The 24,235-nt window shown below is 70.5% G+C and carries 20 protein-coding genes; 7 read left to right on the forward strand and 13 right to left on the reverse strand.

Features of this window, described 5'->3' with window-relative positions; genetic code table 11:
- Positions 1-45: 45 nt before the first annotated feature.
- From GN153_RS12750 to GN153_RS12785, 8 genes are all read right to left on the reverse strand, one after another.
- The gene (locus GN153_RS12750; RefSeq protein ID WP_159903378.1) at positions 46-1,857 is read right to left on the reverse strand and encodes a formate/nitrite transporter family protein; all 1,812 of its coding nucleotides are present in this window, start codon (positions 1,855-1,857) and stop codon (positions 46-48) included.
- 99 nt (positions 1,858-1,956) lie between these two features.
- Positions 1,957-2,679, reverse strand: coding sequence for a DUF2103 domain-containing protein (locus GN153_RS12755; RefSeq protein WP_159903381.1), 723 nt, complete (start codon positions 2,677-2,679; stop codon positions 1,957-1,959).
- Between the two features lie 961 nt (positions 2,680-3,640).
- Positions 3,641-4,990: a tRNA pseudouridine(13) synthase TruD gene (gene truD / locus GN153_RS12760; RefSeq protein ID WP_159903383.1), complete on the reverse strand. Its 1,350-nt coding sequence runs from the start codon at positions 4,988-4,990 to the stop codon at positions 3,641-3,643.
- Between the two features lie 82 nt (positions 4,991-5,072).
- A complete protein-coding gene (locus GN153_RS12765) occupies positions 5,073-5,735 on the reverse strand; it encodes an MBL fold metallo-hydrolase (RefSeq protein WP_159903385.1) in 663 nt (220 codons plus the stop codon).
- A gap of 41 nt (positions 5,736-5,776) precedes the next feature.
- On the reverse strand, positions 5,777-6,787 hold the full coding sequence (locus tag GN153_RS12770) for an AIR synthase-related protein (RefSeq protein WP_159903387.1): 1,011 nt from the start codon (positions 6,785-6,787) through the stop codon (positions 5,777-5,779).
- Between the two features lie 54 nt (positions 6,788-6,841).
- Positions 6,842-7,906 carry an ABC transporter ATP-binding protein gene (locus GN153_RS12775; RefSeq protein ID WP_159903389.1) on the reverse strand — a complete coding sequence of 355 codons (1,065 nt, stop codon included), beginning with the start codon at positions 7,904-7,906 and terminating at the stop codon, positions 6,842-6,844.
- Positions 7,894-9,687, reverse strand: coding sequence for an ABC transporter permease (locus GN153_RS12780; RefSeq protein ID WP_159903391.1), 1,794 nt, complete (start codon positions 9,685-9,687; stop codon positions 7,894-7,896). Before GN153_RS12780 ends, GN153_RS12775 begins: the two co-directional genes overlap by 13 nt.
- 8 nt (positions 9,688-9,695) lie before the next feature.
- The gene (locus GN153_RS12785) at positions 9,696-10,817 is read right to left on the reverse strand and encodes a thiamine ABC transporter substrate-binding protein (protein ID WP_159903393.1); all 1,122 of its coding nucleotides are present in this window, start codon (positions 10,815-10,817) and stop codon (positions 9,696-9,698) included.
- Between the two features lie 186 nt (positions 10,818-11,003).
- Between GN153_RS12785 and GN153_RS12790 the strand changes: the two genes are divergently transcribed.
- The 3 genes from GN153_RS12790 to GN153_RS12800 all read left to right on the forward strand — a co-directional run bounded on the left by GN153_RS12790 (position 11,004) and on the right by GN153_RS12800 (position 14,894).
- A complete protein-coding gene (locus GN153_RS12790; protein WP_159903395.1) occupies positions 11,004-11,216 on the forward strand; it encodes a hypothetical protein in 213 nt (70 codons plus the stop codon).
- Positions 11,217-11,308: 92 nt separating this feature from the next.
- Entirely contained in the window at positions 11,309-12,967 is a 1,659-nt protein-coding gene (locus tag GN153_RS12795; protein WP_159903396.1) for a class I adenylate-forming enzyme family protein, read from the forward strand.
- A gap of 229 nt (positions 12,968-13,196) precedes the next feature.
- Entirely contained in the window at positions 13,197-14,894 is a 1,698-nt protein-coding gene (locus tag GN153_RS12800; protein ID WP_159903397.1) for an acyl-CoA carboxylase subunit beta, read from the forward strand.
- A gap of 43 nt (positions 14,895-14,937) precedes the next feature.
- On the opposite strand, the gene GN153_RS12805 is transcribed toward GN153_RS12800, so the two are convergent.
- From GN153_RS12805 to GN153_RS12815, 3 genes are all read right to left on the reverse strand, one after another.
- Positions 14,938-16,515 (reverse strand): ATP-binding protein, encoded by a 1,578-nt coding sequence (locus GN153_RS12805; protein ID WP_159903398.1) that lies wholly within the window; start codon positions 16,513-16,515, stop codon positions 14,938-14,940.
- A gap of 212 nt (positions 16,516-16,727) precedes the next feature.
- Positions 16,728-17,516, reverse strand: coding sequence for a crotonase/enoyl-CoA hydratase family protein (locus GN153_RS12810; RefSeq protein WP_159903399.1), 789 nt, complete (start codon positions 17,514-17,516; stop codon positions 16,728-16,730).
- A 64-nt stretch (positions 17,517-17,580) separates the two neighbouring features.
- Positions 17,581-18,381, reverse strand: coding sequence for an N-acyl homoserine lactonase family protein (locus tag GN153_RS12815; protein WP_159903400.1), 801 nt, complete (start codon positions 18,379-18,381; stop codon positions 17,581-17,583).
- Between the two features lie 123 nt (positions 18,382-18,504).
- Here GN153_RS12815 and GN153_RS12820 point away from each other — a divergent pair, with 123 nt between their 5' ends.
- From GN153_RS12820 to GN153_RS12830, 3 genes are all read left to right on the forward strand, one after another.
- Positions 18,505-19,827: an MFS transporter gene (locus tag GN153_RS12820; RefSeq protein WP_159903401.1), complete on the forward strand. Its 1,323-nt coding sequence runs from the start codon at positions 18,505-18,507 to the stop codon at positions 19,825-19,827.
- 79 nt (positions 19,828-19,906) lie between these two features.
- A complete protein-coding gene (locus GN153_RS12825) occupies positions 19,907-20,362 on the forward strand; it encodes a MaoC family dehydratase (RefSeq protein ID WP_159903402.1) in 456 nt (151 codons plus the stop codon).
- 99 nt (positions 20,363-20,461) lie between these two features.
- Positions 20,462-20,986 carry a carboxymuconolactone decarboxylase family protein gene (locus tag GN153_RS12830; RefSeq protein ID WP_159903404.1) on the forward strand — a complete coding sequence of 175 codons (525 nt, stop codon included), beginning with the start codon at positions 20,462-20,464 and terminating at the stop codon, positions 20,984-20,986.
- Between the two features lie 48 nt (positions 20,987-21,034).
- Here GN153_RS12830 and GN153_RS12835 read toward each other — a convergent pair whose 3' ends face one another.
- Positions 21,035-21,913 carry an LLM class F420-dependent oxidoreductase gene (locus GN153_RS12835; RefSeq protein ID WP_159903406.1) on the reverse strand — a complete coding sequence of 293 codons (879 nt, stop codon included), beginning with the start codon at positions 21,911-21,913 and terminating at the stop codon, positions 21,035-21,037.
- Between the two features lie 54 nt (positions 21,914-21,967).
- Between GN153_RS12835 and GN153_RS12840 the strand changes: the two genes are divergently transcribed.
- On the forward strand, positions 21,968-22,963 hold the full coding sequence (locus tag GN153_RS12840; protein WP_159903408.1) for a hypothetical protein: 996 nt from the start codon (positions 21,968-21,970) through the stop codon (positions 22,961-22,963).
- Between the two features lie 47 nt (positions 22,964-23,010).
- On the opposite strand, the gene GN153_RS12845 is transcribed toward GN153_RS12840, so the two are convergent.
- Positions 23,011-24,225, reverse strand: coding sequence for an MFS transporter (locus GN153_RS12845; protein ID WP_159903410.1), 1,215 nt, complete (start codon positions 24,223-24,225; stop codon positions 23,011-23,013).
- Positions 24,226-24,235: the final 10 nt, after the last annotated feature.

Genomic DNA, 24,235 nt, shown 5'->3' on the forward strand with positions numbered 1-24,235 from the left:
CGGATATACATATAGGCCGTGCTACACGAGTGGGGATGCGGGCGCTCAGAACAGCCGCCGGAGGAACCCCCGCCTGGTGGATCGTTCGGCCAGCACCACCGAGCAGTCGACGTCCTCGACGACGCCGAGGTGGAGCGACCCGGTGACCAGCCGGGCGAGCAGCCCGCGGTCGGTCGCGCCGATCACGAGCAGGGTGCTCTCGCGCGCCTCCCGCTCGATCGCGCGCTCGATGTCCCCGGAGTCGTCGACGACGAGCTCGGCGTCACCGAGACCCCGCTCGGCGGCCCAGTCCGCCAGGAACGCCTCGCCGCGCTCGCGCTCTTCGGGGTTGTCGACGACGTGCATCAGCGTCACCTCGGCGTCGGCAGTCGTCCGGAGACCCTCGACGACCTCGGCGCTCAGGTCGGCGTGGGGGCTCCGGGCGACCGGGAGGAGGAGTCGCGAGAAGTCGAGGTCCTGGTCCCGCAACACCAGGAAGTCGGAGGGGAGCCGGTGGGTCATCTCGGTCAGGGGGCGCTCGGTGCGGACGGCGCTCCAGAGCCGGTCGTCGCCCCACTCCATCACCGTCAGGTCCGCGTCCTTCCGGCGTGCGATGTCGAATATCTCCTCGAAGGAGCGGTGTGACACGACCGTCGACGTCTCGCAGTTCACGTCGTACTGCCCGACGCGCTCGCGGACGTCCGCGAGGAGGTCGTCGGACTCGGCGACGATCCGGGCCCGCTGGCTCCGGCCGTACGCGCGGGCACGGCGCTGTGGCATCTGGACGACGTGGACCGCGTGGACGGTGGCGTCCTCGTGTGCGCTGGCGACCCGGCAGGCCAGCTCGAGCACGCCCGACTCGGTCCGCGGGTTCGCGATGGGGACGACGACCCGGTACCCTCCCGAGCTTTCGCCCTCGGTCGCGGTGTCGACCAGCGGGACGTACGAGCGACCGACGAACCCGCCGAAGGCCCACTCCCGGAGCGACAGCTGGCGGGCGGCTCCCTGGAACCGGGCCGACTCGAGGCGGGTCTCGGTCGTCTGGAAGTAGTTGACGGCCGTCACGAGCACGACCCCGCCGACGGTGTTGCCGGCGAGGACCGGGAGGACGAACTCCCGGAGCCCGAGCAGCAGGCCGAGGTCGTTGCGGAACACGAGATACAGCATCTCGGTGAAGGAGACGACGACGTGGAACAGCCCCCCCAGCGGGATGGCCAGGAAGGCCAGGTAGACGACCACCAGCCGGGAGATGGTGTCCCTGGCGGCGTACTCCACCCAGACGACGCCGGCCACGATCAGCCCGGCGAAGACGGCTTTCACGAAGAGCGTTCCAGGGCTCGTCTCGATGCCCTTCTGGGCGAGGCTCAGGGCGGCCGCCGCACCGTCGGCGGAGAGGACGCCGCCGTAGGCCAGCACCGCCGCGCCGAGCGCCCCGCCGGCGAAGTTGCCGGCCAGCACCACGACCCAGTTGCGCAACAGCGCCGGGATGCTGGCGAGCCGCTCCAGCGTCAGCGCCACCGGGGGGAGCGTGTTCTCGGTGTAGAGCTGGTAGCCGCCGATGATGATGTAGATGAAACCCAGCGGGTAGAGCATCGCGCTCAACACCGGGTCGCCGTCGGTCGAGGCTGTCAGCGACGCGTACAGCAGGAAGGTGATCGTGATGGCGAAGCCGGCCGCGAGCGCGCTGAAGAACAGCTCCCGGCTCCCGGAGGTGATCTCCTCGTCGGCCGCCGCGACGATCCGCTGGAAGATCTCGTTGGAGGTGAACCGGTCCCGGACGACCGACCCCACGGCCGGCGCCCCGCTGCGGGACTGCTCGACGGCCTCGCGGACGGTCTCGACCTCGCTCTCCTCCTCGGGGTCGTCTGGCGGTGTCACGCGGGGGGTGTTTCAGCCCGACCGGTTAAATGAGTTGTAGTTCGGCCACCCCGCGCCAGCCGTCCGGGTCCCGGGATACCCGGGACGGTCAGTCCGTGGCTACTCCTTCAGGTCGGCCTCGGAGAGCGCCTCGTTGAGGTCGGCCCGGACCCGCTCGCCGAGCTCGCGGTCCCGCGCCGTGGTGACCACGCGGTTCTCCTGGACGCTCGAGCCCTCCCGGACCAGCAGGCGGACGTTGCCGGTCCCGTCCGCGCGGGTGGCCTTGGCGCGCAGCCCCGAGTCCGAGGAGACTCCACCCGCGTCGATGGGACCGGGGATGATCTTCTTGACGTGTGGGTGCTCGGCCACGACCTCCAGGGCCGCCCGGCCGTCGCGGCCGCCGATCAGCGTCGAGTGGGTTCCGCCGAGTTTCTCGGCGACGGGTGCCTCCACCACCTCCAGGGGCTCCTCGCCGCCGTGCTCGACGACGTGGGCGACCGGGTCCTCCGCCTCGACGCGGTAGAACTCGTAGCGCAACTGGGCCCGGACCGCCCGCAGCACCTCGCGGTCGCCGGTGGCGTAGACTTCCTCGGGGCGCTTCCGGCGGACCTCGTCGGCGACCTGCCCGGCAAAGGCGCGCAGCTCCGGCGGCTCGCGCTCGCCGTCGGTCTCGGGGGTGGTGGTCACCTCCCGCTGTCCGAGGACCTCGCCGTCGGCGATGGTGGTCACGCGGGCCCGCTCGCGGGAGAGTTCCAGGACGACGGTGTCGGCGTTCTCCGAGCGACAGACCAGACAGTAGTCGCCCGGGCGGGCGAGCGGCGAGCCACAGCGACCGCACTCCATACCGGATCTGGGGCGCTCGCGCCGATAAGTGAGGCGATTCGGGGCCCAGTTGTCGTGACTCCCGTCGGTCCGCGAGGCGGGAGAAGTGAGCGTAAATTGAGTCGGGCGCACGCTGTCGCGGCTCCGGCCGCGACGACATCGTGCGAGGGGTGAGCGAGCGAGGGAGCAATAGCGACCGAGTGAGCGAATCGGCTGGGGAGGTGTGTGGTGTTGGGTGGAGCTGAAAAGGGCGAGGCGTTGCGGGAAGCACGCCGTCCGCGGCGCGTCGCGCCGCGGGCTCGGGAGAGTTTCGCCCTCCCGGTGACGCAGGCACCGCAGGGAGCGAAGCGACTGAGGCGCACAGCGAGGCGCGCGCCCGCAACGCCTCGGGGCTTTCTCACCTGGCTCTCCGCCTTCCGCAATCCCCGAACCAACCATCTCGGCTCTGTTGAAACGCTCAATCGCTGATATATCGTTGGAGCCGTGCTGAATACACAGCGCGAATGCAGCAGTCGGGGACTGGCGGGACAACGGAGAAGCAGGTAGATCCACGCCCTAAAATTAATAAAAGATTGAAATAATGTTCTGTTATGGCAAACTATCGGAGTGCATGGACGCAACGTGTCATCTCGGTCGGTCTGGCAGTGTTGGGCGGTGTTATTCTCTGGACTGTGTTTATGGGAGACGGTCCTTGGATACCGTATACGGGAAACATACCCGATGGCCCCATTACGATCTTCCTGGGCGGTATCTGCCTGATCTTCGGGGTCATAGGCATCATTGCCCCTGAAAGGACTATGCCCACGGGGAGAGGGGCGCCGGGAGAATAGTAGTAACTCGTCCGACGACGTGTTCCGATCACACGTGTGAACCGGAATCACTACTCCGTGATGGGTGGTCTCAGGCTCGTACTGAACTCATCCTCTGTATCGGTCACGCCGATGGCGTCAGCAGTTGAGGGTTTCAACACAGCCACCATCTCTCACTCCAGCCCCTCCGGGTCGGTCTTCAGGTACTCCCGCAACAGGACCGTCGCATAGCTCCCCTTCGGGAGCGCGAACTCGAAGGTGAGCGGTTCGTGCTTGACTTCCAGCTCTGTCCGGACCAGCACCGCCCGCCGGGTCCCCTCGCTGTGGAACTCCCCGGGAAGGTCGAAGGCAGCGGGTTCCACACCCACATCCTCCAGCACCGCCCGCTCGATCTCCCCGGGCTCGTCATCTGCAAGCTCCGTTTCGGTCCCCACGAGCGGCGCCGTCACGAACGCCCGGCCGCGCTCGCAGTGGCGGCGGACCGTCTCCAGACGCCCGTCGGTCACCCGCTGGGTGCGGCCGGTGTCGGGGACGGCGAGCGCGTCGACATCGCGGTCCCGGAAGCAGACGACGTCGCCCGCCACAGGCTCGGCGAAGGGCAGTCCGCGCTCCAGGCGCGCCGAGAGGATCTCGTTGAAGACGTAGGACTGGGCGGCGTTGACGAACAGCCGCTGGAGGTTCGTCGGCGCGGTCTCCAGGGCCGCCCGGAAGTCCGCGGGGCCGGGCTCGCCGTCGACCTCCGCGAGCCGGTGACACATCGCCCGCTCGTAGCCCAGGTGGCCCGGGAACCGCTCCAGCGCCGCCTGCCAGTCCCGGGTCTCCTCGACGTGGGCGCGGGCCTCGCGGGTCCGCTCGGGCTCGCGGTCGGAGGGGTTGCCGACGTACGCGAGGACGGCCGCTTCGAACCCCTCCCCGAGGAGTGCCAGCCCGACCTCGTGTGTCACCGGCCGGCGGCTGCCGAAGCGCTGCTGGCCGAAGTAGTTGGGGACGCCGACGGTCACGCCGTCGTCGGTCACGGACCCTTCCGCGCCGGCGAACGTCCGGAGGTCGTCGGTGACCGCCTCGACGGCTTCGGGCCGGTCGGGCTCGCGGACGACCACCTCGAAGGCGTTGCCCGCCAGGTCGCCGAACAGCACCGGCCGGCCGACCCGCCCGACGACTTCGAGGTCGGCGTCGCGGAGGTCGGGCAGGTCGTCGGGGTCGACGCCGTCGATAGAGAACAGCTGGGTGGTGACGGCGTGTTTGTCCTTCGTGCCCGCCCAGGAGATCCGTTCGCGGGAGATACCCAGCTTGTCCGACAGTGCGCCCGCGAAGTCGTTGGTGTCCCAACCCCGCAGTTCGACCCGCAACAGGAGGTGGGGGTACGAGCCGGAGTCGGCCTCGACCGGCTCGGGGTCGACGGCCTCGAGTTCGCGAACCCGGAAGTCCGCGGGCGAGTCCCGCAGGCGGCCGCCGGTCCCGTCGGCGTCGCTGACGTAGTAGGCCATCCCGACGGATCGCTCGACGGGGTGTGCCTCGCGCATGGTCGCCGTGCGGGCGGGGCGGCTTTACGCCTGTCGCGTCGGCCGGCTCACGCCGCCCCACGGAACCCTGCCCGGCTACGCCTCAGAACAGCTCGACGCGGAAGCCCTCGGCCGCGAGTTCCTCGGCGAAGGCCTCCGCGTCGGTCTCGACGGCCTCGAAGGTGTCGTAGTGGACCGGCAGGGTCAGGTCGGGGGCGACGCTGCGGGCGAAGTCGGCGGCCTCGTGACGGTCCATCGTGTAGTGGCCGCCGATGGGCGGGAGGAAGACGTCCGCCCGCACTGACTCGTGGTGGGGCAGGAAGTCCGTGTCCGATGGGAAGTAGACGGTCGTTCCGTCTATCGTCAGCAGGAGGCCCACGACCTCGCCCTCCGCGTGCCAGGGGTCGCCGTCGTCGTCGACGTGTGGCCCGTCGGGGTCGTTGTGCGACGGCACGGTTTCCACGGTCATGCCCGCGACCGTGCGCTCGCCCTCGTGGGGGAGTCCGAGGACATCGAACTCGAGGTCGCTCGTGTCGACGGCCTCGTAGGCGGCCACCGTCGCGTCCGGCTTCGCGACGGCCGCGATGGCGTCGGGGTCGTAGTGGTCGGGGTCGTCGTGAGTGACGAAGACGACGTCGCCGTCGCCCGGCGCCCCGTCGAGTACCTCCGACCAGGGGTCGATGTAGACGACCCGGTCGCCGGTCTCGATGCGAACGCTCGCGTGGCCGAGTCGTTCGAACTGGAGTCCCTCGTGGTCGACTCGCATGGCCGCACCTACGTTCGGCCGGGGCATATACTCCCCGCCGGTTACTCCGACAGCCGGCGGAACGCCGCCCACGACTCGTCGACCTCCGGCGGGGCGGTGGCCTCGCCGTCGACGTACAGTCCCGACCCCTCGCGGACCCGGCCGGCGACCGCCGCCGGGGTCCCCCGGTCCCGGAGTGCGTCGACGACTGCCGCGGCGTCGTCGGCGTCGACCGCGGTCAACAGCGTTCCGCAGCTGGTGACGCGCCAGGGGTCGACGCCGACCGCGTCACACACCGGCTCGACGCCGTCAGCCACCGGCGTTGCCGCCGTGTCGAGGTCGACCCGCACGCCGGCGCCGTCGGCCATCTCCGCGAGGCCACCGACCACCCCGCCTTCGGTCGCGTCGTGCATCGCGGTCACGCGCCCGGCGTCGTGGGCGGCCAGGGCGTCGGCAACGCCCGCGATGTCGTCGACCCGTTCCTGTGCGGTCGCGACCGTCTCGGCCGGCAGGTCCAGGTCGTCGGGGAACAGGGTCGCGAACAGCCCGGTGACCTCCGCGGCGGGACCCGTCGAGACCACAAGGACGTCACCTGGCCGTGCGCCGTCCGGCCGGACGACGTCGCCGGGGTCGCCGACTCCCATGGCCGTCGCCGCGCCGACCCAGGAGCTCTCGACGCCCGGGTAGTAGCCGGTGTGGCCCGAGACGACCGCCACGCCGAGGTCGCGGGCGTGTGCGTCGATCCCCCGCCAGACGCCGGCGAAGGTCTCCTCCCCGAACGACTGCGGGAGGGTCAGACCGAGCGTGACGTGCGAGGGTGGGACCCCCGAGACCGCCACGTCCGTGAGGACGATATCGAGTGCGAGCCGGCCGGCCCGCTCGTGGCCCAGTGCGGGCAGAAAGGAGAGGGGGTCGGTCGCGGTGACGACTGCCTGCCCGCCGACCTCGAAGACGCCGAAGTCGACGCCGGCCTGCGGGCCGACGGTCACGTCGTCCCGGTCGGCGCCCAGGCGCGGTGCGATGAGGCGTTCGAAGGTCCCGGCGTCGACCTTGCCGAGGCGGTCCTCGGTCACGCGCGCTCACCTCGGTGGACGGCTGTCATGTGTCGCCACCCCAGTTGACGACCGTCACGTCTCACCACCCCGGTCCACGACGGTGACACGTCCGGGGTCGACCCCAAGCGTGACGGTGCCGTCCGGAGCCGTGTCGCCGGTCGTTTTGACCAGCAGGGTCCGGTCGCCCCACCGGCAGTGCAGCCGGTAGGCGTCGCCGAGGAACTCGCTGGTCTCGACGGTCGCCTCGAGGGTCGGGCCGGTCGGACTGTCGGGGTCGACCGCGACCGCCTCCGGCCGGACCGACAGCAGGGCGTCCGTTCCGGGGGCAAGATCCAGCCCCGGCAGGGCCAGCGTCCGCCCGTCGACGGTCACACGCGATGGGTCTCCCCGCCCGACCGTGGCCTCGAAGAGGTTGTTGTCGCCGACGAACTCCGCGACGAAGCGACTCGCCGGCTCGCGGTAGACCGTCTCCGGCGGGCCGACCTGCTCGACGCGGCCGTCCGCGATGACCGCCACGCGGTCGCTGACTGCCAGCGCTTCGGCCTGGTCGTGGGTGACGTAGACCGTCGTGATGCCGAGCTCCTGCTGGAGCGAGCGGACCACCACCCGCAGGCGCTCGCGCAGGCGGGCGTCGAGCGCCGACAGCGGCTCGTCGAGCAGGAGCACGTCGGGGCCGGGCGCGAGCGCCCGAGCCAGCGCGACCCGCTGCTGTTGGCCCCCGGACAGCTCCCCGGGGTCGCGCTCGCCCATGCCCGCCATGTCGACGAGGTCGAGCAACTCGCCGACGCGCTGGTCGGTCGAGACGTCGCGAGGCGGGTCCCGGAACCGGAGCCCGTAAGCGACGTTCTCCCGGACGGTCATGTGCGGGAACAGGGCGTAGTTCTGGAAGACGATGCCGACGTTTCGCTGCTCGGGCGGGCGGCCAGCCGCGTCCTCGCCGCCGATCTCGACGGCGCCGGCGTCGGGCGTCTCGAAGCCGGCAACGGTCCGGAGCGTCGTCGTCTTCCCGCAGCCCGAGGGGCCGACCAGCGTGAAGAACTCCCCGTCGTCGACCGACAGCGAGACGTTCGCCAGCGCGGGAACGCCACCGAAGGTCACCGAGACGTCCCGCAGGGTGACCCCGGTCACGGTTCCCACCGTCCGCCCAGGCGGTCGATCGCGACGAAACTCAGGCCGGTGACCGCGAGCAGGACCGTCCCCATCGCGGTCGCCGGCCCCAGGTTGGGACCGAGCGAGCGGTTCCCGACGTAGCGTTCGAGCGCGACCGGCATGGTGTAGCTGTCCGTCCCCTCGGCGAGTAAGACCGTCGAATCGAACTCGCCGACGCTGATCGCGAAGGCGAAGGCCGCCCCGGCGAGGACGGCGGTCGCGACCAGCCGGAGGTCGACGTCGAGCAGCGCCCGCAGCCGACTCGCTCCCAGCGAGCGGGCGGCGTCGTGGTACCGGGAGTCGAGCCCGCCCAGCGCGGGCGCCACGTTGCGCGTCACGAACGGGTAGGCCGCGGCAGCGTGGGCGAAGACGACCGCGACGGGACCGGCCGCAGTCAGCCGGTAGCCGAACAGCACCGTCCCGAAGACCATCGTCTGGAGGAGCCCGAGCCCGACGACGATCCCGCTGACCGCGAGTGGTGCGCTCAGCACTGTCTCGGCCAGCCGCGACCCCCGTCCCCCGCGGGTCGCGACGACGGCGACGACGACCCCCATCGGGACCGCGAGCAGGAGCGTTCCGGCGCCGTACACGAGCGAGTTGAGGACCGCCGGCAGCGGCCTGGCCGTCCCGGCGGCCGTCGATGCCTGCTGGGTCAGCAGGAACTCGTAGTAGGCGGTTGTAAAGGAGCCGTCGGGGGCGGTGACGCTCTCCAGCAGCAGGCTGACCAGCGGCCCGAGGAAGACGACCGCGGCGACGACTGCGTAGCCGGCCAGCGCGAGCCGAACCGGGCTCCGGAGGGTCGCCCAGCCGGTCGCGAGCGGCTTTCGGGGCAGGGGCTGGCCGGCGCCGGTCGTCGCGCGCTGACGGCTCTCGTACCGGAGGTAGAGATACATCAGCACGAGCGAGACGAGCGTCTCGAGCGTCGCGAGCGTGGCCGCCTCGCTCAGGTCCAGTGCCTGCACGCGGGCGAAGACCCACACCTCGACGGTCGCCAGTTCGAGCCCGCCCAGCGCCAACACGATCGGGAACGACAGGAAGGTGAACACGAACGTCAGCAGCGCGGCCGTCAGCAGTGCGGGGCGGATGGCCGGCACCACCACGTCGAGAAACGCCCGTAGCGGCGACGCGCCCATCGCACGGGCGGTCTCGACCTGCCGGCGGTCGACCGACTCCCAGGCGGTCGCGACCAGCCGTATCACAAGCGGCGCGTTGTAGAAGGCGTGTGCGATGACGATCGCCTCGAGCGTGAAGACGACCTCGACCGGGCCGAGGCCGACGGCCCCGAGCAGGTCGTTGAGCACGCCGGTCTGGCCGAACATGGCCAGAAAGCCGACCGCGACCAGGATCGACGGGAGCACGAACGGGACGATCGTCAGCGAGCGCACGGTCTCGCGGCCGCGGAAGTCGTACCGGGCGAGCACGTACGCGCCCGGGAGCCCGAGGGCGACGCTGGCGAGCGTCGAGAGCGCCGCCTGGTAGGCGGTGAAACCGAAGAGCCCGAACTCGACCGGGGGGGCTCCGGCGTCGACCCACGCCAGGAGCCCGGCGGGAACGCCGGCGGGGTCGACGAAGAGGTGGTGGACGACCCCAGTATAAAAGGGGTCCCCGAGCACCGACAGCAGCGGGTCGAGCGTGAGGCGACCGGCGTCGAGCACCGCCTCGGCGAAGACGGTCGCCACAGGGTAGTAGAAGACGACCGCGATGACGGCGAGCGTCCCCGCGACCGCCGCGGGCAGTGCCGCCCGCTCGGGCCACCTGCTGGGTGCCATCCTGTCGGTCAGTTCCCGACGACGCGACGGGCCCACGCGTCCGTCCACTCGTCGACGTTGCCCTGCAGCTGGTCGTAGGTGAACGTGACTGCCTCCGGGGGTTCCTTGGCCAGCTCCGAGAACGTCTCGCCGAGCTGTGCGTCCGTGACCGCCGGAAACTGGACGTTCCGCTCGGCGACCTGCCCCTGGTGGTCGGGCTGGAGGACGAAGTCCATGAACAGCCGCGCCAGCGCGGGCTGGTCGGTGTCGGCGAAGCGGGCCATCGTCTCGGGGTTGGCGTACCCCTCTCCTTCGATGAACCCGACCTGGTGGCGCGTCAGGTCCGCGTCGGCGCCGTAGAACACCTGGTCGGTCGAGTAGGAGACCACCATCGGCGCCTCCTCGTTCATGTAGGCGTTGTAGGCCGGCTGCCAGTCGTCGAGGATGGTGACGCCGTTCTCGACCAGCGAGTCCCAGTAGTCGAGGTAGCCGTCCTCACCCTTGGCGTCGATCGTCCACAGCAGGAAGGCCTGTCCCGGGTCGGACTGCTGGGCGTTCTGGGTGATGAGCGCGTCCTCGTAGGCGGGTTCGAGCAGGTCGTCGAAGGTCTCGGGGGCCTCGATGGCGCTCTCGTCGTAGACCAGGCTGATGTAGCCCGTGTCGTAGGGAACGGCTCGCCCCTCGGGGTCGATCTCGAGGTCAGGCTTGATCGTGTCGGCCCGGTCGAGGTGGTCCCGGCTGTGCATGAACAGCGCGTCATCGAGCCGTTCGTCCGCGCGAACCAGGTCGTCCGTGTTGACTCCGACGTACAGGTCCGCGTCGATCGGCGCACCCGACTGCTTGCGCTGGATGTACTGGTTGACGCCGTTCGACGGCGTGGTGAACTCGACGGTGACGCCGGGGTACTCGTCCTCGAACGCCGACTTCAGGTAGGTGCCGGCGGTACCCTCTCCGGTGAACGAGTCGTAGGTCGCGACCCGGAGCGTGCCGCTGGGTGTCCCGTCGATGGTCTCCCGCGGCGTGCGCGTGGCCCCGCCGGTGGTCTCCTCCGGTGGAGGTGTGGTCCCGTCGCCGGTCGGTGTCGCTGCACAGCCTGCGAGCGCAGCAAGCGACCCCGCACCCGCTGCCCTCAGGAAGGTTCGTCGCCTCATCACTCGGTGGTCACACTGAGTGGTAATAAGGGACTCGCAACAGGGACGACACTGGCCGGACTGTGGCCGGGTCGGGGCCGGGCACACCGGCGTCGTCGCTCCCCGGTCGGACGGTGGCGCGGGAGAGTCACCGTGGCCCGTCGGCGAAACATTTATATAGAACCACAATCAATCAAGATAGTACCGATGTCGACCGATACCGACTCCCTGCGTGACCTGTACCTCGACGTGACCGGCGAGGAAGGGGTGACGGAGACCCAGGAGGAGGAGCCCTCCCACGACCCCATCGAGAGCCCCGAGACGGCCATGGCGGAGGTCTCGGACGTCGTCCGGCGCGACGGACTCGACGACGCCGTCGCGGGCGCCGAAACTGGCGCGAGCGCCAGCGCCGACAGCTAGCGGTCCGGCTTCCCGTACCCGTCCGAGCCGTCCCCGGGTTGACTGTCAATAACAGGCATAATTTTTTGTGAGAGAGTCTCGCATAGAGTTCCATGGAGTACTACGACGGTCAACCGCTCTCGCACATGGGGGACCTGCCGGCGATGGCGGCAGACAGGTACGGGGAGAAGACGGTGGTCACGTTCCGGGGTGAGGAGACGAGCTTCGCGGAGCTCGACGCGGCCGCCGACCGGGTGGCGAACCTGCTGGTCGAGGCGGGCGTCGAGCCCGGCGAGCGGGTTGGACTGTTCATCCCGACGACGGACTGGTTCCCGAAGGTGTACTTCGGCGCGATGCGGGCCGGTGCTATCCCGGTCCCGCTGAACCTCCGGATGGACCCCGAGACGCTCGGCTTCGTCGTCGAGGACGCCGACATGGACGTCCTCTTCGGCTCGGTGTGGCTGGCCGACGAGGCCCAGGAACTGGCGGCGGCCACGGGCATCGAGACGGCGTACATCCCCGGCGTCTCCGGCGAAGGTGTCGTCGATTACGCCGAGGCTATCGCGGACGTCGACGACAGTTTCGACCGCGAGGCGGCGGGTGTCGACCGCGCTTTCGACGATGTCGCCGTCCAGCCCTACACCAGCGGCACCACGGGCCGGCCGAAGGGCGTCGAACTGACCCACCAGAACCTCCTGTCGACCATCGAGGCCCTGGACAAGGGCGGGCTGTCGGTCGACCCCGAGGACACCTTCCTGGTCGTCCTTCCGCTGTTCCACATCTACGGGCTGAACGGGATGATGGGAACCTGCCTCTACAGCGGCGCCGAGATGGTCTTTCACGCCGAGCCCGACGCCGAAGCGATGCTCGAGGACTTCGGCGAGCAGGAGGTCACCTTCTTCGCGGGCGTCCCGGCCCTGTTCACGGAGCTGTTCCGGGAGTACCGCGAGAACGAGGACGACTACGACGTCTCCTCGCTGGAGTACACCTTCTGTGGGGCCGCGCCGCTGGCGGACTCCACGAGGCGGGCGATCATGGACGCCTGGGACGTGCCGATGACGGAGGGGTGGGGGATGACCGAGACCGCCCCCGCGGGCACCATCGAGCCCGGTCACGGCGTCAAGAAGGCCGCCGGCAGCGTCGGACCGACACTCGATGGCGTCGAGATCAAGCTGGTCGACCCCGCGACCGGGGAGACCAGGGTGACGACCGACCAGCTCGAACCGGTCCCCGACGAGGACATCGACTTCGAAGACGAGGACGCCGTCACCGGTGAGATCGCCATTCGCGGCCCCAACGTCTTCGAGGGCTACTACAACCGCCCCGAGAAGACCCGCGAGGTCTTCGACGACGAGGGCTACTTCCACACCAAGGATATCGCCCGGGTCGACGAGGACGGCTACTTCTGGATCGTCGACCGGGCCGACGACATGATCATCGCTGGCGGGGAGAACATCTACCCCGCCGAGGTCGAGGACGCTCTCTACGAGCACCCCGCGGTCGCCGAGGCGGCGGTCGTCGCCGCCCCCCACGAGGTCAAGGGGGAGGCGCCGGTCGCCTACGTCGTCCTGGAAGAGGGCGCGGAGGTCTCCGAGCGCGAACTCCGGGAGTTCTCGCTGGATCATGTCGCCACCTACGCCCACCCCCGGCGGGTCTTCTTCGTCGACGAACTCCCCCGCAGCGCCACCCAGAAGGTCCAGCGCTACAAGCTCGAGGACGACATCGAGGAGCGGCTTGGCGGCCCCCTGGAGTCCACCGACGAGGAGTTCTGACGGCCCGCGACCCCGTGCGGGGACCCACCTGGTGGACCTGTGACGGGACGCGGACCCCACGCGCCGAAACTGTGAGGGTGTGTGACACCCACACATTGAAGACCGCCAGGGCGCATCACCGCACCGTGCACACAGAACGTTCCCTGACCGTGACTGCGGACCGCTCCCGGACTGAACCCGCCGCGGGCCGGCGCGGGGCCTCGACCCCGGCCGCGAGGTGGTGACGGCCGTGGAGATCCGCGTCGACACGGCCCCCGACGAGGAGACGGCCCGCGTCATCGCCACGGCGGTCGCCGAACACCTCGGTCGGCCGGTCGAGGTGGTCCCGGCAGAGGGTGGGCGGGTCGCGGCCGACGACGGCGAGTGGGAGGACGCCGGCGCGGTCGTCACCGACCGCGAGGACCGCCTCCGCGAGGAGGTCGCCGAGATCCTGGAGGGCGGCCCCGAACGGGGCCACGAGAAGGTCGAACAGCTCGGCAAGCTGTTCGTCCGCGACCGCCTGGACCTGGTCTTCGACGAGATCACCTACGAGGACGGCACCTTCGCCCGCCACGACGGCGAGGACCTGGCCGCCGACGGACTCATCACTGGCGTCGGCCGCATCGACGGCCGCCAGGTCTTCTTCTCGGCCAACGACTACACCGTCAAGGCCGGCTCGCTGGGACAGATGGGCGTCGAGAAGGAGATCCGCCTGGCCGAGCGCGCCGCCGAGGCCGGCGCGCCGATCCTCCGGCTGATCGACTCCACGGGCGCCCGGCTGGACGCCGACGAGCGCGGCGAGGGGAGCACGCACATGGACCGCTACCGCGGCGGCCGGATGTTCTTCAACCAGTGTATCCACTCCGGCCAGGTTCCTCAGGTCGGCGTGCTCTACGGCCCGGACATCGCCGGCTCCGCCTACACACCCGTCTTCTGTGACTTCCTGGTGATGGTCGAGGAGATCTCCGGGATGGCGATCGCCTCCCCCCGGATCGTCAACGCGATGACCGGCGAGGACGTCGACATGCAGGAGCTCGGCGGCCCCGAAGTGCACGCCCGCCACTCCGGCAGTGCCGACCTCGTGGTGCCCGACGAGGAGGCCGCCGCCGACGCCGTCCGGGACCTGCTGACCTACCTGCCACAGAACTACGCCGCCGACCTGCCGGCCAGCGAGCCCGCCGCGCCACAGGCCAACCCCAAAGGGCTCGACGCCGTCATCCCCGAGGAACCCAACGCGGCCTACGACGTCCACGAGGTCATCGCCCGCGTGGTCGACAGCGACTCGTTTTTCGAACTCAAACCGCGGTTCGGGCCGGAGATCGTCACCGGGTTTGCACACATGGGCGGCCAGCCGGTGGGCGTGGTGGCGAACCAGCCCGAGGAGAAAAGCGGCGCCATCTTCCCCGACTCCGCGGAGAAGGCCGCCGAGTTCGTCTGGGTCTGTGACGCGTACGGCCTGCCCCTGATATACCTCTGTGACACGCCGGGGTTCATGGTCGGCTCGAAAGTCGAACGCCAGGGCATCCTCCAGCGCGGCCGGAAGTTCATTTACGCCACCTCCAACGCCCAGGTGCCGAAGTTCTGTGTCATCACCCGGAAGGCCTACGGCGCGGGGATCTACGCGATGTGCGGCCCGGCCTTTGGCGCCGACGCCACGCTCGCGCTCCCTTCCGCGGAGATCTCGGTGATGGGCCCGGACGCTGCAGTCCACGCCCTCTTCGGCGGACAGATGGCCGAGATGGACCCCGAGGAGCGGGCGGCCTTCGTCGAGGAGGTGAAAGCGGAGTTCGACGAGCGCATCGACATCCGCAAGCAGGCCGCCCGGATGCAGGTCGACGAACTCCTCCCCGCGGGGGACCTCCGCGAGCAGCTGCTCCACCGGCTCGACGCCTTCGCGGACAAGCGCCGGACCGAACGGGACCGCCACCACGGCACCATCCTGTTCTGAGCGACCCGTGGGTCCGTGAGGACGGACCCACGCTCGCAGCGGGTCACCGGAGGTCGACGCCCGGGGACGGCAGCGACACCTCCCGGCCCGCCAGCCACCGGTCGCCGGCGTGGTAGACCGTCGCGGCCGTCAGCCCCCAGAGCGCGTGTGCGGCAAGCGAGCCCGGCGGCAGGTTCGGCAGCGGGGCACCGACCCCGACCAGCCGGAGCCAGACGGGCATCACGACCCCGGCGGCGAGTACCCACAGCCCGAGCCCGAACACGACCCCCACGGCGACCCGGTCGAGAGGGGCGGTCGTGTACGACCGTGGGGCCGCGGAGACCACCCCGACGTACCCGAGCGCGAAGACGACGCTGTGAAAGAGGTGGGTGACCCAGCCCACGGTGGGATTCTGGATCCCGTACAGCGCCCCGATCACCGGGATCAGTCCGCCAGCTGCACTCAGGACGACCCCCATCACGACGCCCGCGGCGAGGCCGGCGGCGACGGTCACCCCGAGCCGTCCGCCGGCGATCTCCGGTGCGGTGACCCGCGACGCCGGCTCGTCGGCGCCGGCGTCGGGGTCGGCACGCGGGAGGGTGACCGCGACCGTCGAGCCACCCTCGTCGACGTCGACCCGGACCCCGCCGTCGGCGCTCTCGACCAGCAGGCGCACGATGTTGAGCCCGAAGCCGGTCGTCGGGTCGTCGAACTCGGCGATCTCCCCGTCGGCGAGCAGCGTCCGCTGGTCGGCGGGCAGGCCGGGGCCGTCGTCGCGGACGGTGACGGTCGCGGACTGGCGGGTCGCCGTCACCGACACCTCGACCGTCGGCGGGTCGCCGTCGCTGTACCTGACGGCGTTGTCGACGAGGTGGCGGAACACCTCCGAGAGCTGTGTGTGGCCCTGGACGGCGACGTCCTCGTCGGTTCCGTCGACGCGGCAGTCGGCCTCGGGATGTGCCGACCGGACCGTCTCGACGGCGCGGTCGACCGACGCCTGGAGGTCACACGTCCGCAGGCTCACGTCCGACCCCTCGCCCGTGTGCGAGAGGTACTTCACGTCCTCGATGAGTTCGACGACCCGCTCGCCCTGTTCCCCGATGGTCTCGACGGAGTCGTCGTGGTACCGCTCGCGCAGCAGCGCCGTGTGGCTGGTGATGGCGGTGGCGGCGTTGATCACCTGGTCGCGCAACAGCCGGTTGAGGACGGTGAGCCGGTTCGCACGCTGTCGCAGCGTCTCCCGCTGGCGGCGGGTTCGCGCCGCGTAGACGCCCGTGAGCGTCCCGCCGACCGCACCCCCGATGAGGAAGTTCGAGAAGTACGTCTCCGAGCGCAGCGCGTCGACGGTCATCGGCGTCGCGGGGTCCGACCCCAGTACCGTCAACACGACCAGCGCCCCCATCGCGCCGGTCCCCAGCAGCGACCAGCGGACGACCGTCCGCACCGATGCGGGGTCGTAGGCCCCGACGGTCAGGACGACACCGTACGCACTCAGCGAGAGGCCGAGCACCAGCGGCACCAGCCCGGAGAACAGGAACACCATGGGGTCGTCCATGGCGGCGAAGGCGATGGTGAAACGGGTGAGCAGGAAGCCCATCGCCGCGAGCACGAGCCCGCTGTAGGCAACCCGGCTCGAACTCATCCTCCCACCCTCGACTCACCCGCTCCCCGCCGGCGCTCCCGTGCCTGCACACCGACTCCCGTCGACGACCGGCCAGCTTCCGGCTCGGCTGGCCGCGACCGCGGCGCGTGAACTGTCCACACCCGTGAGGATCCGCCCCTCGTCGACAAAAAACGTGTGTCAGTGTGCCGGCCGTCAACCCGGACGTTCCCCGCTCCCGGGGTGCATTTGTCTCACGCGCCCTCGTGTGACTCGCCGTCCTCACGCGAGGCAGCTCTGTCGTCAGGGATGCCCTCGCCGCCACGTCCCTCGCCGGCGGCGAACCGCTCGGCGCCCGCTTCGGCGGTCTCCAGCGCCCGGCGGCCGTGCCAGGCCTCGACTTTCAGTCCCTGTGCGAGCTCCTGGCCCAGCCCGTCGTAGACGGCGGCGCGGTCGGTCCGGACGGTCCGCTGTGGGAACCCCGCGATGGTCTTCCCCAGCTCGATTGCTGCCGAGAGCGCCTCGCCGTCCCCGACCACGCGGTTGGCCAGCCCCCACTCCTTCGCTTCGGGAGTCTCGACCGGACGGCCGGTGAGGATCATGTCCAGCGCCCGCCCCTGGCCGACGATGCGGGGGAGGCGCTGGGTCCCCCCGTCGACCAGCGGGACGCCGAACCGGCGCTCGAAGCAACCGAAGACGACCGACTCGCCCGCGACCCGGAGGTCACACCACAGCGCCATCTCCAGCCCGCCGGCCACGCAGTGCCCCTCGACGGCGGCGATGGTGGGTTTCGAGACCTCCATCCGGGAGAAGCCCAGCCACCCCTCGTCGCGGTCCTCTAGGTCCATCTTTTTGAGGTCGGCGCCCGCCGAGAAGACCTCCTCGTCGCCGGTGAGGACACCCACCGCCGCGTCGTCGTCCCCGTCGAAACGCTCCCAGGCCTCCTGGAGTGCCAGCGCTGTCTCGTTGTCGATGGCGTTCTTTGCCTCCGGGCGGTCGATGCCGATGACGGCCACGGGTCCGTCGCGGTCGTAGGTGACCATGCCGGCGGGCTTCGGAGGGCTCTCACATTGGCGTTCGGGTGAGCGTCGCGGTGGACCGGACCCGCTACGGCAGCCCGCCCTGCAGCCGCTCGAAGTCCTCCGAGGCGTGGCCACAGAAGACGTCGGCGCCGGTTCGCCGCTGGAGTTCCTGCACCCGCCGCAGGCTCTCGCGCCAGTGGTGTTTGCTCCAGAGCAGCCCGCCGCCCATCGGGATCCCCTTGTCGTAGTTCGCGCGCTCGTCGGCCTGGTCGCCGATGAACAGCGCCGTCCCGTAGCCGTCGACGTCCACGCGCATTCCCATCAGCCCCGGCGTGTGGCCGGGCAGGTGGAGGAACTCGACCCCCTCGAAGTGTGTCTCGTCGCCGTGGACCACCCGCCAGTTCAGGTCGTGGTCGAAGTCCTTGAGGACGTAGCCGGCCGACCCCTCGTCGGTCTTCGCGGAGTAGTAGGCGTACTTGAGTTCCTCCTCGTGGACGTAGACCGGGACGTCGGTGCCGGCAAACCGGTGGAGGCTGCCCGCGTGGTCGAGGTGGAGGTGTGACTGGACGACGCAGTCGACGTCCTCGAGGGCGTACCCAGCGTCGTCGAGCGCGGTCGGGAGGTCCCGCTCGTCGGCGTCGGCGTGCTCGAAGGCGTCGTAGAGGGCCGGGGGCCAGTGGCCGGCGCCGGCCTCGGGATGGGAGCCGGTGTCCCAGAGTATCGTCGCCTCGGGGTGGTCGACGACGAGATTGTACACTTTCCCCGCGATGCGCTCGGCCTCGGGGTTCGGCTCCGAGGCGGTGGCGACGGTGGCGTGCTCGATGGCGTAGTTCTCGTCGAGGTGGATGGTGCCCCTGTCGACGGGCGTGACGGTGGCGTCGACCATGCGGGCTCGAGCGCCGGACAGCCGATAAATCACCCGCCGGCGCGAGCGGGCCCGCCGGGCCGTCACGGTCGGAGACGCCCGCGGGACCGGGATTTATGGGGCGTGGTGACGAACCCCAGGGGGATGGACCTGCTCTCCGACCCCTACAAGCGGCGGTGGTTCGGCTGGGGGCTGCTCGTCTCGGCGTTTTTCCTCGTGAGCCTCCACCGGACGTCGACCGCCGTCCTCTCCGAACAGCTGATGCGGGCCTTCGACACGAGCGCGACCAGTCTCGGCCTGTTGCACTCCTCGTTTTTCTACCTGTACGCGCTGTTGCAGGTGCCGGCGGGGCTGTTGACCGACCGGTTCGGCGCGCGCGCCATCGCCGCCACCGGGACGGGGCTGATGAGCGCCGGCGCCATCGCCTTCGGCGTGGCGACCACCTATCCTGTGGCGTTCGTCGGCCGGCTCTGTGTCGGCTTCGGGGCGAGCGTCCTCTTCATCGCGGCGCTGCGGTACTGTGCGAACTGGTACCGGCCCGACGAGTTCGGCACGATGACCGGCGTCACCTTCACGGTCGGCATCTTCGGCGGGCTGGCCGCGACGACGCCGCTGGCGGTCGCCATCTCCACGTTCGGCTGGCGCGGGACGGTCGTCGGGCTCGGGGTCGCGGGGCTGGCGATCGCCGTCGGCGTCGTCCTCCTCTCGCAGGACACCCCCGAGGCGGCGGGGCTGGAGCCCATCCAGAACGTCCCCGACCGCCCCGAAGTAACGGCGAGCGACCTCAAGCGGTACGTCAAAGACGCCGTCACCGAGGCCGAGACCTGGCTGCTCGGAGTCATGCTCTTTTTCATGACCGGGGTCGGCATCACCATCTTCGGGCTGTGGGGGATCCCCTACCTCGTCCAGACCTACGACATCTCCGTGACGGAGGCATCGGTCTATCTGTTGCTCGGTAACATCGGCGGGATGGTCGGCCCCACCCTCTTTGGGTGGCTCTCGGACAAGGTCGGCCGCCGCGCGGAGTTCATCGTTCTCTCGGCGGTGATGTTCATGCTGACCTGGGGCGTGTTCGCGGTCTTCGGGACGATCCCCCTGTTACTGGTGGGTGCGGTCTTCCTCTTCTCGCGGGTGCTCCGCGGCGGGATCCCGCTTGCCTACACCGTGATGAAGGAACGCCACCCCGAGGCCGCCAGCGGGACCGTCATCGGCCTCGTCAACAGCATGGGCTGGCTGGGCGCCGCGGTCTTCCCGGTCGTGCTCGGCGCGGCGCTCGACGCCTACTGGACCGGCGAGACGGTCAACGGCACCCGCGTCTACTCCGCGTTCGGCTACCGGGTCGCCTTCGCCATCGCCGTCGCGGCGGGGCTTCTGGCAACCCTCTGTGCGCTCCTGCTCTACCTGCGGGTCCGGAAGGAACGGGCCGCGGAAGGCGTCGGGCCGGCCGCCGAGAGCGCGACCGACTGACGGCGCGTCGCCGCGCCGGCCGACACGGCCCGAGCCCTACCCAACACCTTCTTGCCGGCCGCCCACGGACCGACGGGCGATGAAATACTACGAGGACATCGAGGTGGGCGACACCGAGGAGTTCGGGGAGTACCACGTCACCAAAGAGGAGATAATCGAGTTCGCGTCGCAGTACGACCCCCAGCCGTTCCACACCGACGAGGAGGCCGCGAAGGAATCGGCGTTCGGCGAACTCGTCGCCTCGGGGTGGCACACCGCCGCCATCTGCATGCGGCTGCTCGTCGACAACATGATGGACAAGCGCGCCAGCATGGGCGCCCGCGGCGTCGACGAACTCCGCTGGCGACAGCCGGTCAGACCCGGCGACACCATCCACCTCCGGACCGAGGTCGTCGACAAGCGCCGCTCGGAGAGCGACCCCGGACGGGGCTACGTCGACAACAAGATGGAGGGACTCAACCAGGACGGCGAGGTCGTCATCTCCTGGGTCGGGCTCGGGATGGTGGCGGTCCGGGACCCCGAATCGGCCGAGTGAGAGTGTGCGGCCGGGGCGCCGGCCGCCAGCCCCCGTGCGGCGGTCCCGGCTCGCCGCCGGTATCCCCGCGCTTTTGACGGCTCCCGCCCATCCCCGGGTATGGCACGCGTCCCGCTGCTCGACGCCGAGGACATAGACGAGGAGTACCGCTACCTCTTCACCGAGAACGACGTCGGCGAGGCCGATATCTTCCGCGGGATGGCCAACGCCCCCAAGCAGCTGCAGTGGTATCTCCGCTACTCCACGCGACTCTGGGAGGTCCTCCCCGAGCGCGAACGGGAGGTCGTCATCCTCGCCTCGGCACGGGCGCTCGAACACGAGTACGAGTGGCACCAGCACGTCCGGCTGGGCCGGGAGGCCGGCGTCACCGACGCCGAGATCAACGCCATCAGCGCGGGCCACCTCGACGACCTCGACGACCGGGACGCCGCCCTCGCGGCGTACGCCCACGGCGTTACCCACGGCGACCCCCGCGACGCCGAGTACGAGCGCCTGGTCGAGCACTACGACGAGGGGACAGCGGTGGGTGTGGCGATGCTCGCCAGCCACTACGTTGCGACCGCCCGCACCCTTGACGCGATGGGCATTACGCCCGAGGAGGACTTCGTCGGCTGGACGGTTTGACCGGGGACGGGCCAGGGATGGACGAGCGCCTGCCGCGCCCGGCGCCGCTCAGAGCACGCCGGCGTCGGCGAACGCGTCGGCGACCTCTTCGAGGAGGGCGGCGTGGTCGCCGGGGCTGTCCAGGTCCTGGTACATCGTGCTGACGGCGAGATAGTCGGCGCCGAGGTCCTGCCAGGCCCGGGCGCGCTCCACCCACTCCTCTTCCTCGCCGGGGACGGCCCAGATCCGCCCGTGAAGTCCCACGTCGTCGGGGTCCCGGCCGGCGTCCTCGGCAGCCGCGTAGACGTCCGCGAGGTCGTCCTCGGCGCCCTCGTCGCCGGGCTGGAACTGCGGCAGCCAGCCGTCGGCCAACCGGCCGACCCGGCGCTTGACCGGGTCGGCCATACCACCCATCCAGAGTGGGATGGGCTGCTGGACCGGGCGGGGGTTGATCCCCAGCTCCTCGATCCGGTGGTACTCGCCCTCGAAGTCGACGACCGGCTCGGTCCACAGCGCCCGCAACACCTCGACTTGCTCCTCGATGCGCCGGCCGCGCTCGCCGAACTCCTCGCCCAGCGCGACGTACTCGTGGGGGTTCCACCCGACGCCCACGCCCAGCCGGAAGCGGCCGTCGGCGAAGCGGTCGACCTGGGCGGCCTGTTTCGCCACGAGTGCGGTCTGGCGCTGCGGGAGAATGAGGATGCCGGTGACGAACTCCAGCTCGTCGGTCACGCCCGCGAGGTAGCTGAACGTCGTCAGCGGCTCGTGGAACGTGTCCGCGTTGTCGTAGGGCCCCTCCCAGTCGTCCCAGGTGGGGTCGACGCCGAGGACGTGGTCGTAGCTGAGGAGGTGCTCGAAGCCCGCGTCCTCGATGCGCCGGGCGTAGTCGCCGACCGTCTCGGGGTCGTCGCCGATCTCGAGTTGGGGGAAGACCGTGCCGATCTCCATACGCTCCCCGCGCCTCCCAGGACCTTGAAGGTTCCATCCGACCATAGCCCGGTCATGGACTTCGAACGCACCACCGACGAAGCGACCTTCCACAGTCCCCTGGCGGACTTCGAGGAAGTCACGGAGACCGTCGAGGTCCGCCGCGACCCGCTGACCGGCCGCACCGCGCGCATCGCCGACGCCGCCTTTGCCATCGCGGAGGACCCCGACATCGAGGCCGTCGTGAGCGACGACGAGGGCTGTTTCTTCTGTCCCGACATGGTCGCGGACGCGACCCCGACCTACGCCGACGACCTCGAGGTCGACCGCGGGGGCCGCGGCGAGGCCACCTCCTTCCCCAACCTCAACCCCTATGGCGCCCACTCGAACGTCGTCGCCCTCACCGAGACCCACTTCCAGCCCATGGAGGCGTTCACCACCGACCAGTTCGCCGACGGCCTCGCGCTCGCCGTCGAGTACATCGAGCGCGTCCGCGAGACCGACCCCGACGCCGGCGTGGCCTCGGTGAACATGAACTTCCTGCGGTCGGCCGGCTCGAGCCTCATCCACCCTCACCTCCAGACGCTCGTCGACGGCCACGGCACCAACGAGGGGCGCCGGCTGCTCGGGGCCAGCCGCCAGTACCACGAGGACCACGGCTCGCGCTACTGGGACGACCTCGTCGCCGCCGAGCGCGGCGGCGACCGCTGGATCGGCGAGACCGCGGGAGTCCACTGGCTGGTCCCCTTCGCGCCCCGGCACCACCGCCAGGTGCTCGGCGTCCTCGAGGGGACGGGCCTTCCCGACCCCGACGGCGACGCCGTCCGCGGGCTCGCCGAGGGGCTGACGAACGTGCTCGGGGCCTACGCCGACGAGGGGCTGAACGCCTTCAACTTCGCCCTGCACCTGCCCGACGACCCGGCCATGGGGCCGGTGTTCACCGTCATCGCCCGGTCGGTCTTCGACGAGCACTACTGGTCGGACTCGCCGTACTTCACGGTGCTGCACGACGAGGGCGTGGTCGACACCGCCCCCGAAGCCTACGCGGCGGACGTTCGCGACCGGTTTTGAGGGGGCCCGGGCGGCGACCGGGTTGGTAGGGGCCACCCGCCGGGCGGTCAGGACCGGACCAGCAACACCCCGGCCAGCACCGCCGCACAGCCTGCGAGTCCCGCGAGCAGCAGGAAGAGAATCGCGGGGGTGGACCGGGTGAGCACGAGGCCGGCCAGCGAGGAGCCCAGCGCCCCGACGCCGAAGATGGCGGTGTAGCTGTAGCCGAAGGAGAGCCCGCGCACGTCGGCCCCGGAGTACGCCGAGATGGCCTCCTGGTTGACGGGCGCGACCAGAAAGGCACAGAAGCCGAAGGCAGCGGCAACAGTCAACAGCGGCCACAGGCCGGCGTCGGCGGCGGGGACGAACACCACCGCGATAGCCGCGAGGGCCGCGTAGCTCCCGACGAGCACCCGTTCGACGGGGACGCGGTCGACGAGCCACCCGCCGGCGTACTGGCCGACGCCACCCAGCAGGAGCAGCCCGGAGTAGACGTACTGGCTGGGCTCGACCGCCCGGCCGTACACCTCGACGGGCTCGAACAGCGGGAGCCCGCCCAGCACCTCCGGGAGGAAAGTGACCGCCCCGCGGTAGTAGAGCCCGTAAAGCACGCCCATCACCAGTACGAGGACGAACCCCCCGGTAAAGAGAAGGCGCGAGTCCGTCAGGAATCCGCGGAGGCTGTCGGGCGTCCCGGAGTCGACGTCGGCCTCGCGGGCGGCGCTGCCGGCGGTCTCGTCGAACTCCAGGCGCCAGCCGGCCAGCGCCGCCACCAGGGCGGGGACCACCAGGACGGCGGCGACCGCCCGCCAGCCGACGAAGACCAGAAGCACCGCCGCGAGCAGCGGCCCCACCGCGACGCCGACGTTGCCGGCCGCGCCGTGGTAGGCGAAGGCGGTCCCGCGGGCCCTGGCGCCGCGGCTGAGAAGCGCCAGCCCGGCCGGGTGATAGATGCTCGCCGCCGCCCCCCACAGCAGCAGGGCGACCGCAAGCACTGGCAGCGTGGGCGCGACGCTCACCAGCCCGAAGGCCGCGCCCATCCCGACCAGGCAGGCGAGCACCAGCCGCTTCGAGCCAACCCGGTCGGCGAGCACGCCGCTGGGCAGCGCGCCCACGCCCACCAGCGCGTAGCTGGCGCCGGCGACCAGCCCCAGAAGCGCCGGCGACGCGGTGAACGCGTCGATCCAGATGGCCACGAAGACCGGGATCACCAGCTCGTAGGTGTGGAAGGTGGCGTGGCCCAGCATCGCGAAGGCGGTCAGCGCCCGGTCGTTGGCGTCCACGTCGGGACGG

This window comes from Salinirussus salinus (assembly GCF_009831455.1).
Taxonomy (GTDB): domain Archaea; phylum Halobacteriota; class Halobacteria; order Halobacteriales; family Haloarculaceae; genus Salinirussus; species Salinirussus salinus.

Bases quoted from the DNA above. Each gene is read 5' to 3' on its own strand.
- GN153_RS12755 (WP_159903381.1), bottom strand. From the start codon at position 2,679: ATGGAGTGCGGTCGCTGTGGCTCGCCGCTCGCCCGCCCGGGCGACTAC.
- truD (WP_159903383.1), bottom strand. From the start codon at position 4,990: ATGCGCGAGGCACACCCCGTCGAGCGATCCGTCGGGATGGCCTACTAC.
- GN153_RS12765 (WP_159903385.1), bottom strand. From the start codon at position 5,735: ATGCGAGTCGACCACGAGGGACTCCAGTTCGAACGACTCGGCCACGCG.
- GN153_RS12780 (WP_159903391.1), bottom strand. From the start codon at position 9,687: ATGGCACCCAGCAGGTGGCCCGAGCGGGCGGCACTGCCCGCGGCGGTC.
- GN153_RS12785 (WP_159903393.1), bottom strand. From the start codon at position 10,817: ATGAGGCGACGAACCTTCCTGAGGGCAGCGGGTGCGGGGTCGCTTGCT.
- GN153_RS12790 (WP_159903395.1), top strand. From the start codon at position 11,004: ATGTCGACCGATACCGACTCCCTGCGTGACCTGTACCTCGACGTGACC.
- GN153_RS12795 (WP_159903396.1), top strand. From the start codon at position 11,309: ATGGAGTACTACGACGGTCAACCGCTCTCGCACATGGGGGACCTGCCG.
- GN153_RS12805 (WP_159903398.1), bottom strand. From the start codon at position 16,515: ATGAGTTCGAGCCGGGTTGCCTACAGCGGGCTCGTGCTCGCGGCGATG.
- GN153_RS12810 (WP_159903399.1), bottom strand. From the start codon at position 17,516: ATGGTCACCTACGACCGCGACGGACCCGTGGCCGTCATCGGCATCGAC.
- GN153_RS12815 (WP_159903400.1), bottom strand. From the start codon at position 18,381: ATGGTCGACGCCACCGTCACGCCCGTCGACAGGGGCACCATCCACCTC.
- GN153_RS12820 (WP_159903401.1), top strand. From the start codon at position 18,505: ATGGACCTGCTCTCCGACCCCTACAAGCGGCGGTGGTTCGGCTGGGGG.
- GN153_RS12825 (WP_159903402.1), top strand. From the start codon at position 19,907: ATGAAATACTACGAGGACATCGAGGTGGGCGACACCGAGGAGTTCGGG.
- GN153_RS12830 (WP_159903404.1), top strand. From the start codon at position 20,462: ATGGCACGCGTCCCGCTGCTCGACGCCGAGGACATAGACGAGGAGTAC.
- GN153_RS12835 (WP_159903406.1), bottom strand. From the start codon at position 21,913: ATGGAGATCGGCACGGTCTTCCCCCAACTCGAGATCGGCGACGACCCC.
- GN153_RS12840 (WP_159903408.1), top strand. From the start codon at position 21,968: ATGGACTTCGAACGCACCACCGACGAAGCGACCTTCCACAGTCCCCTG.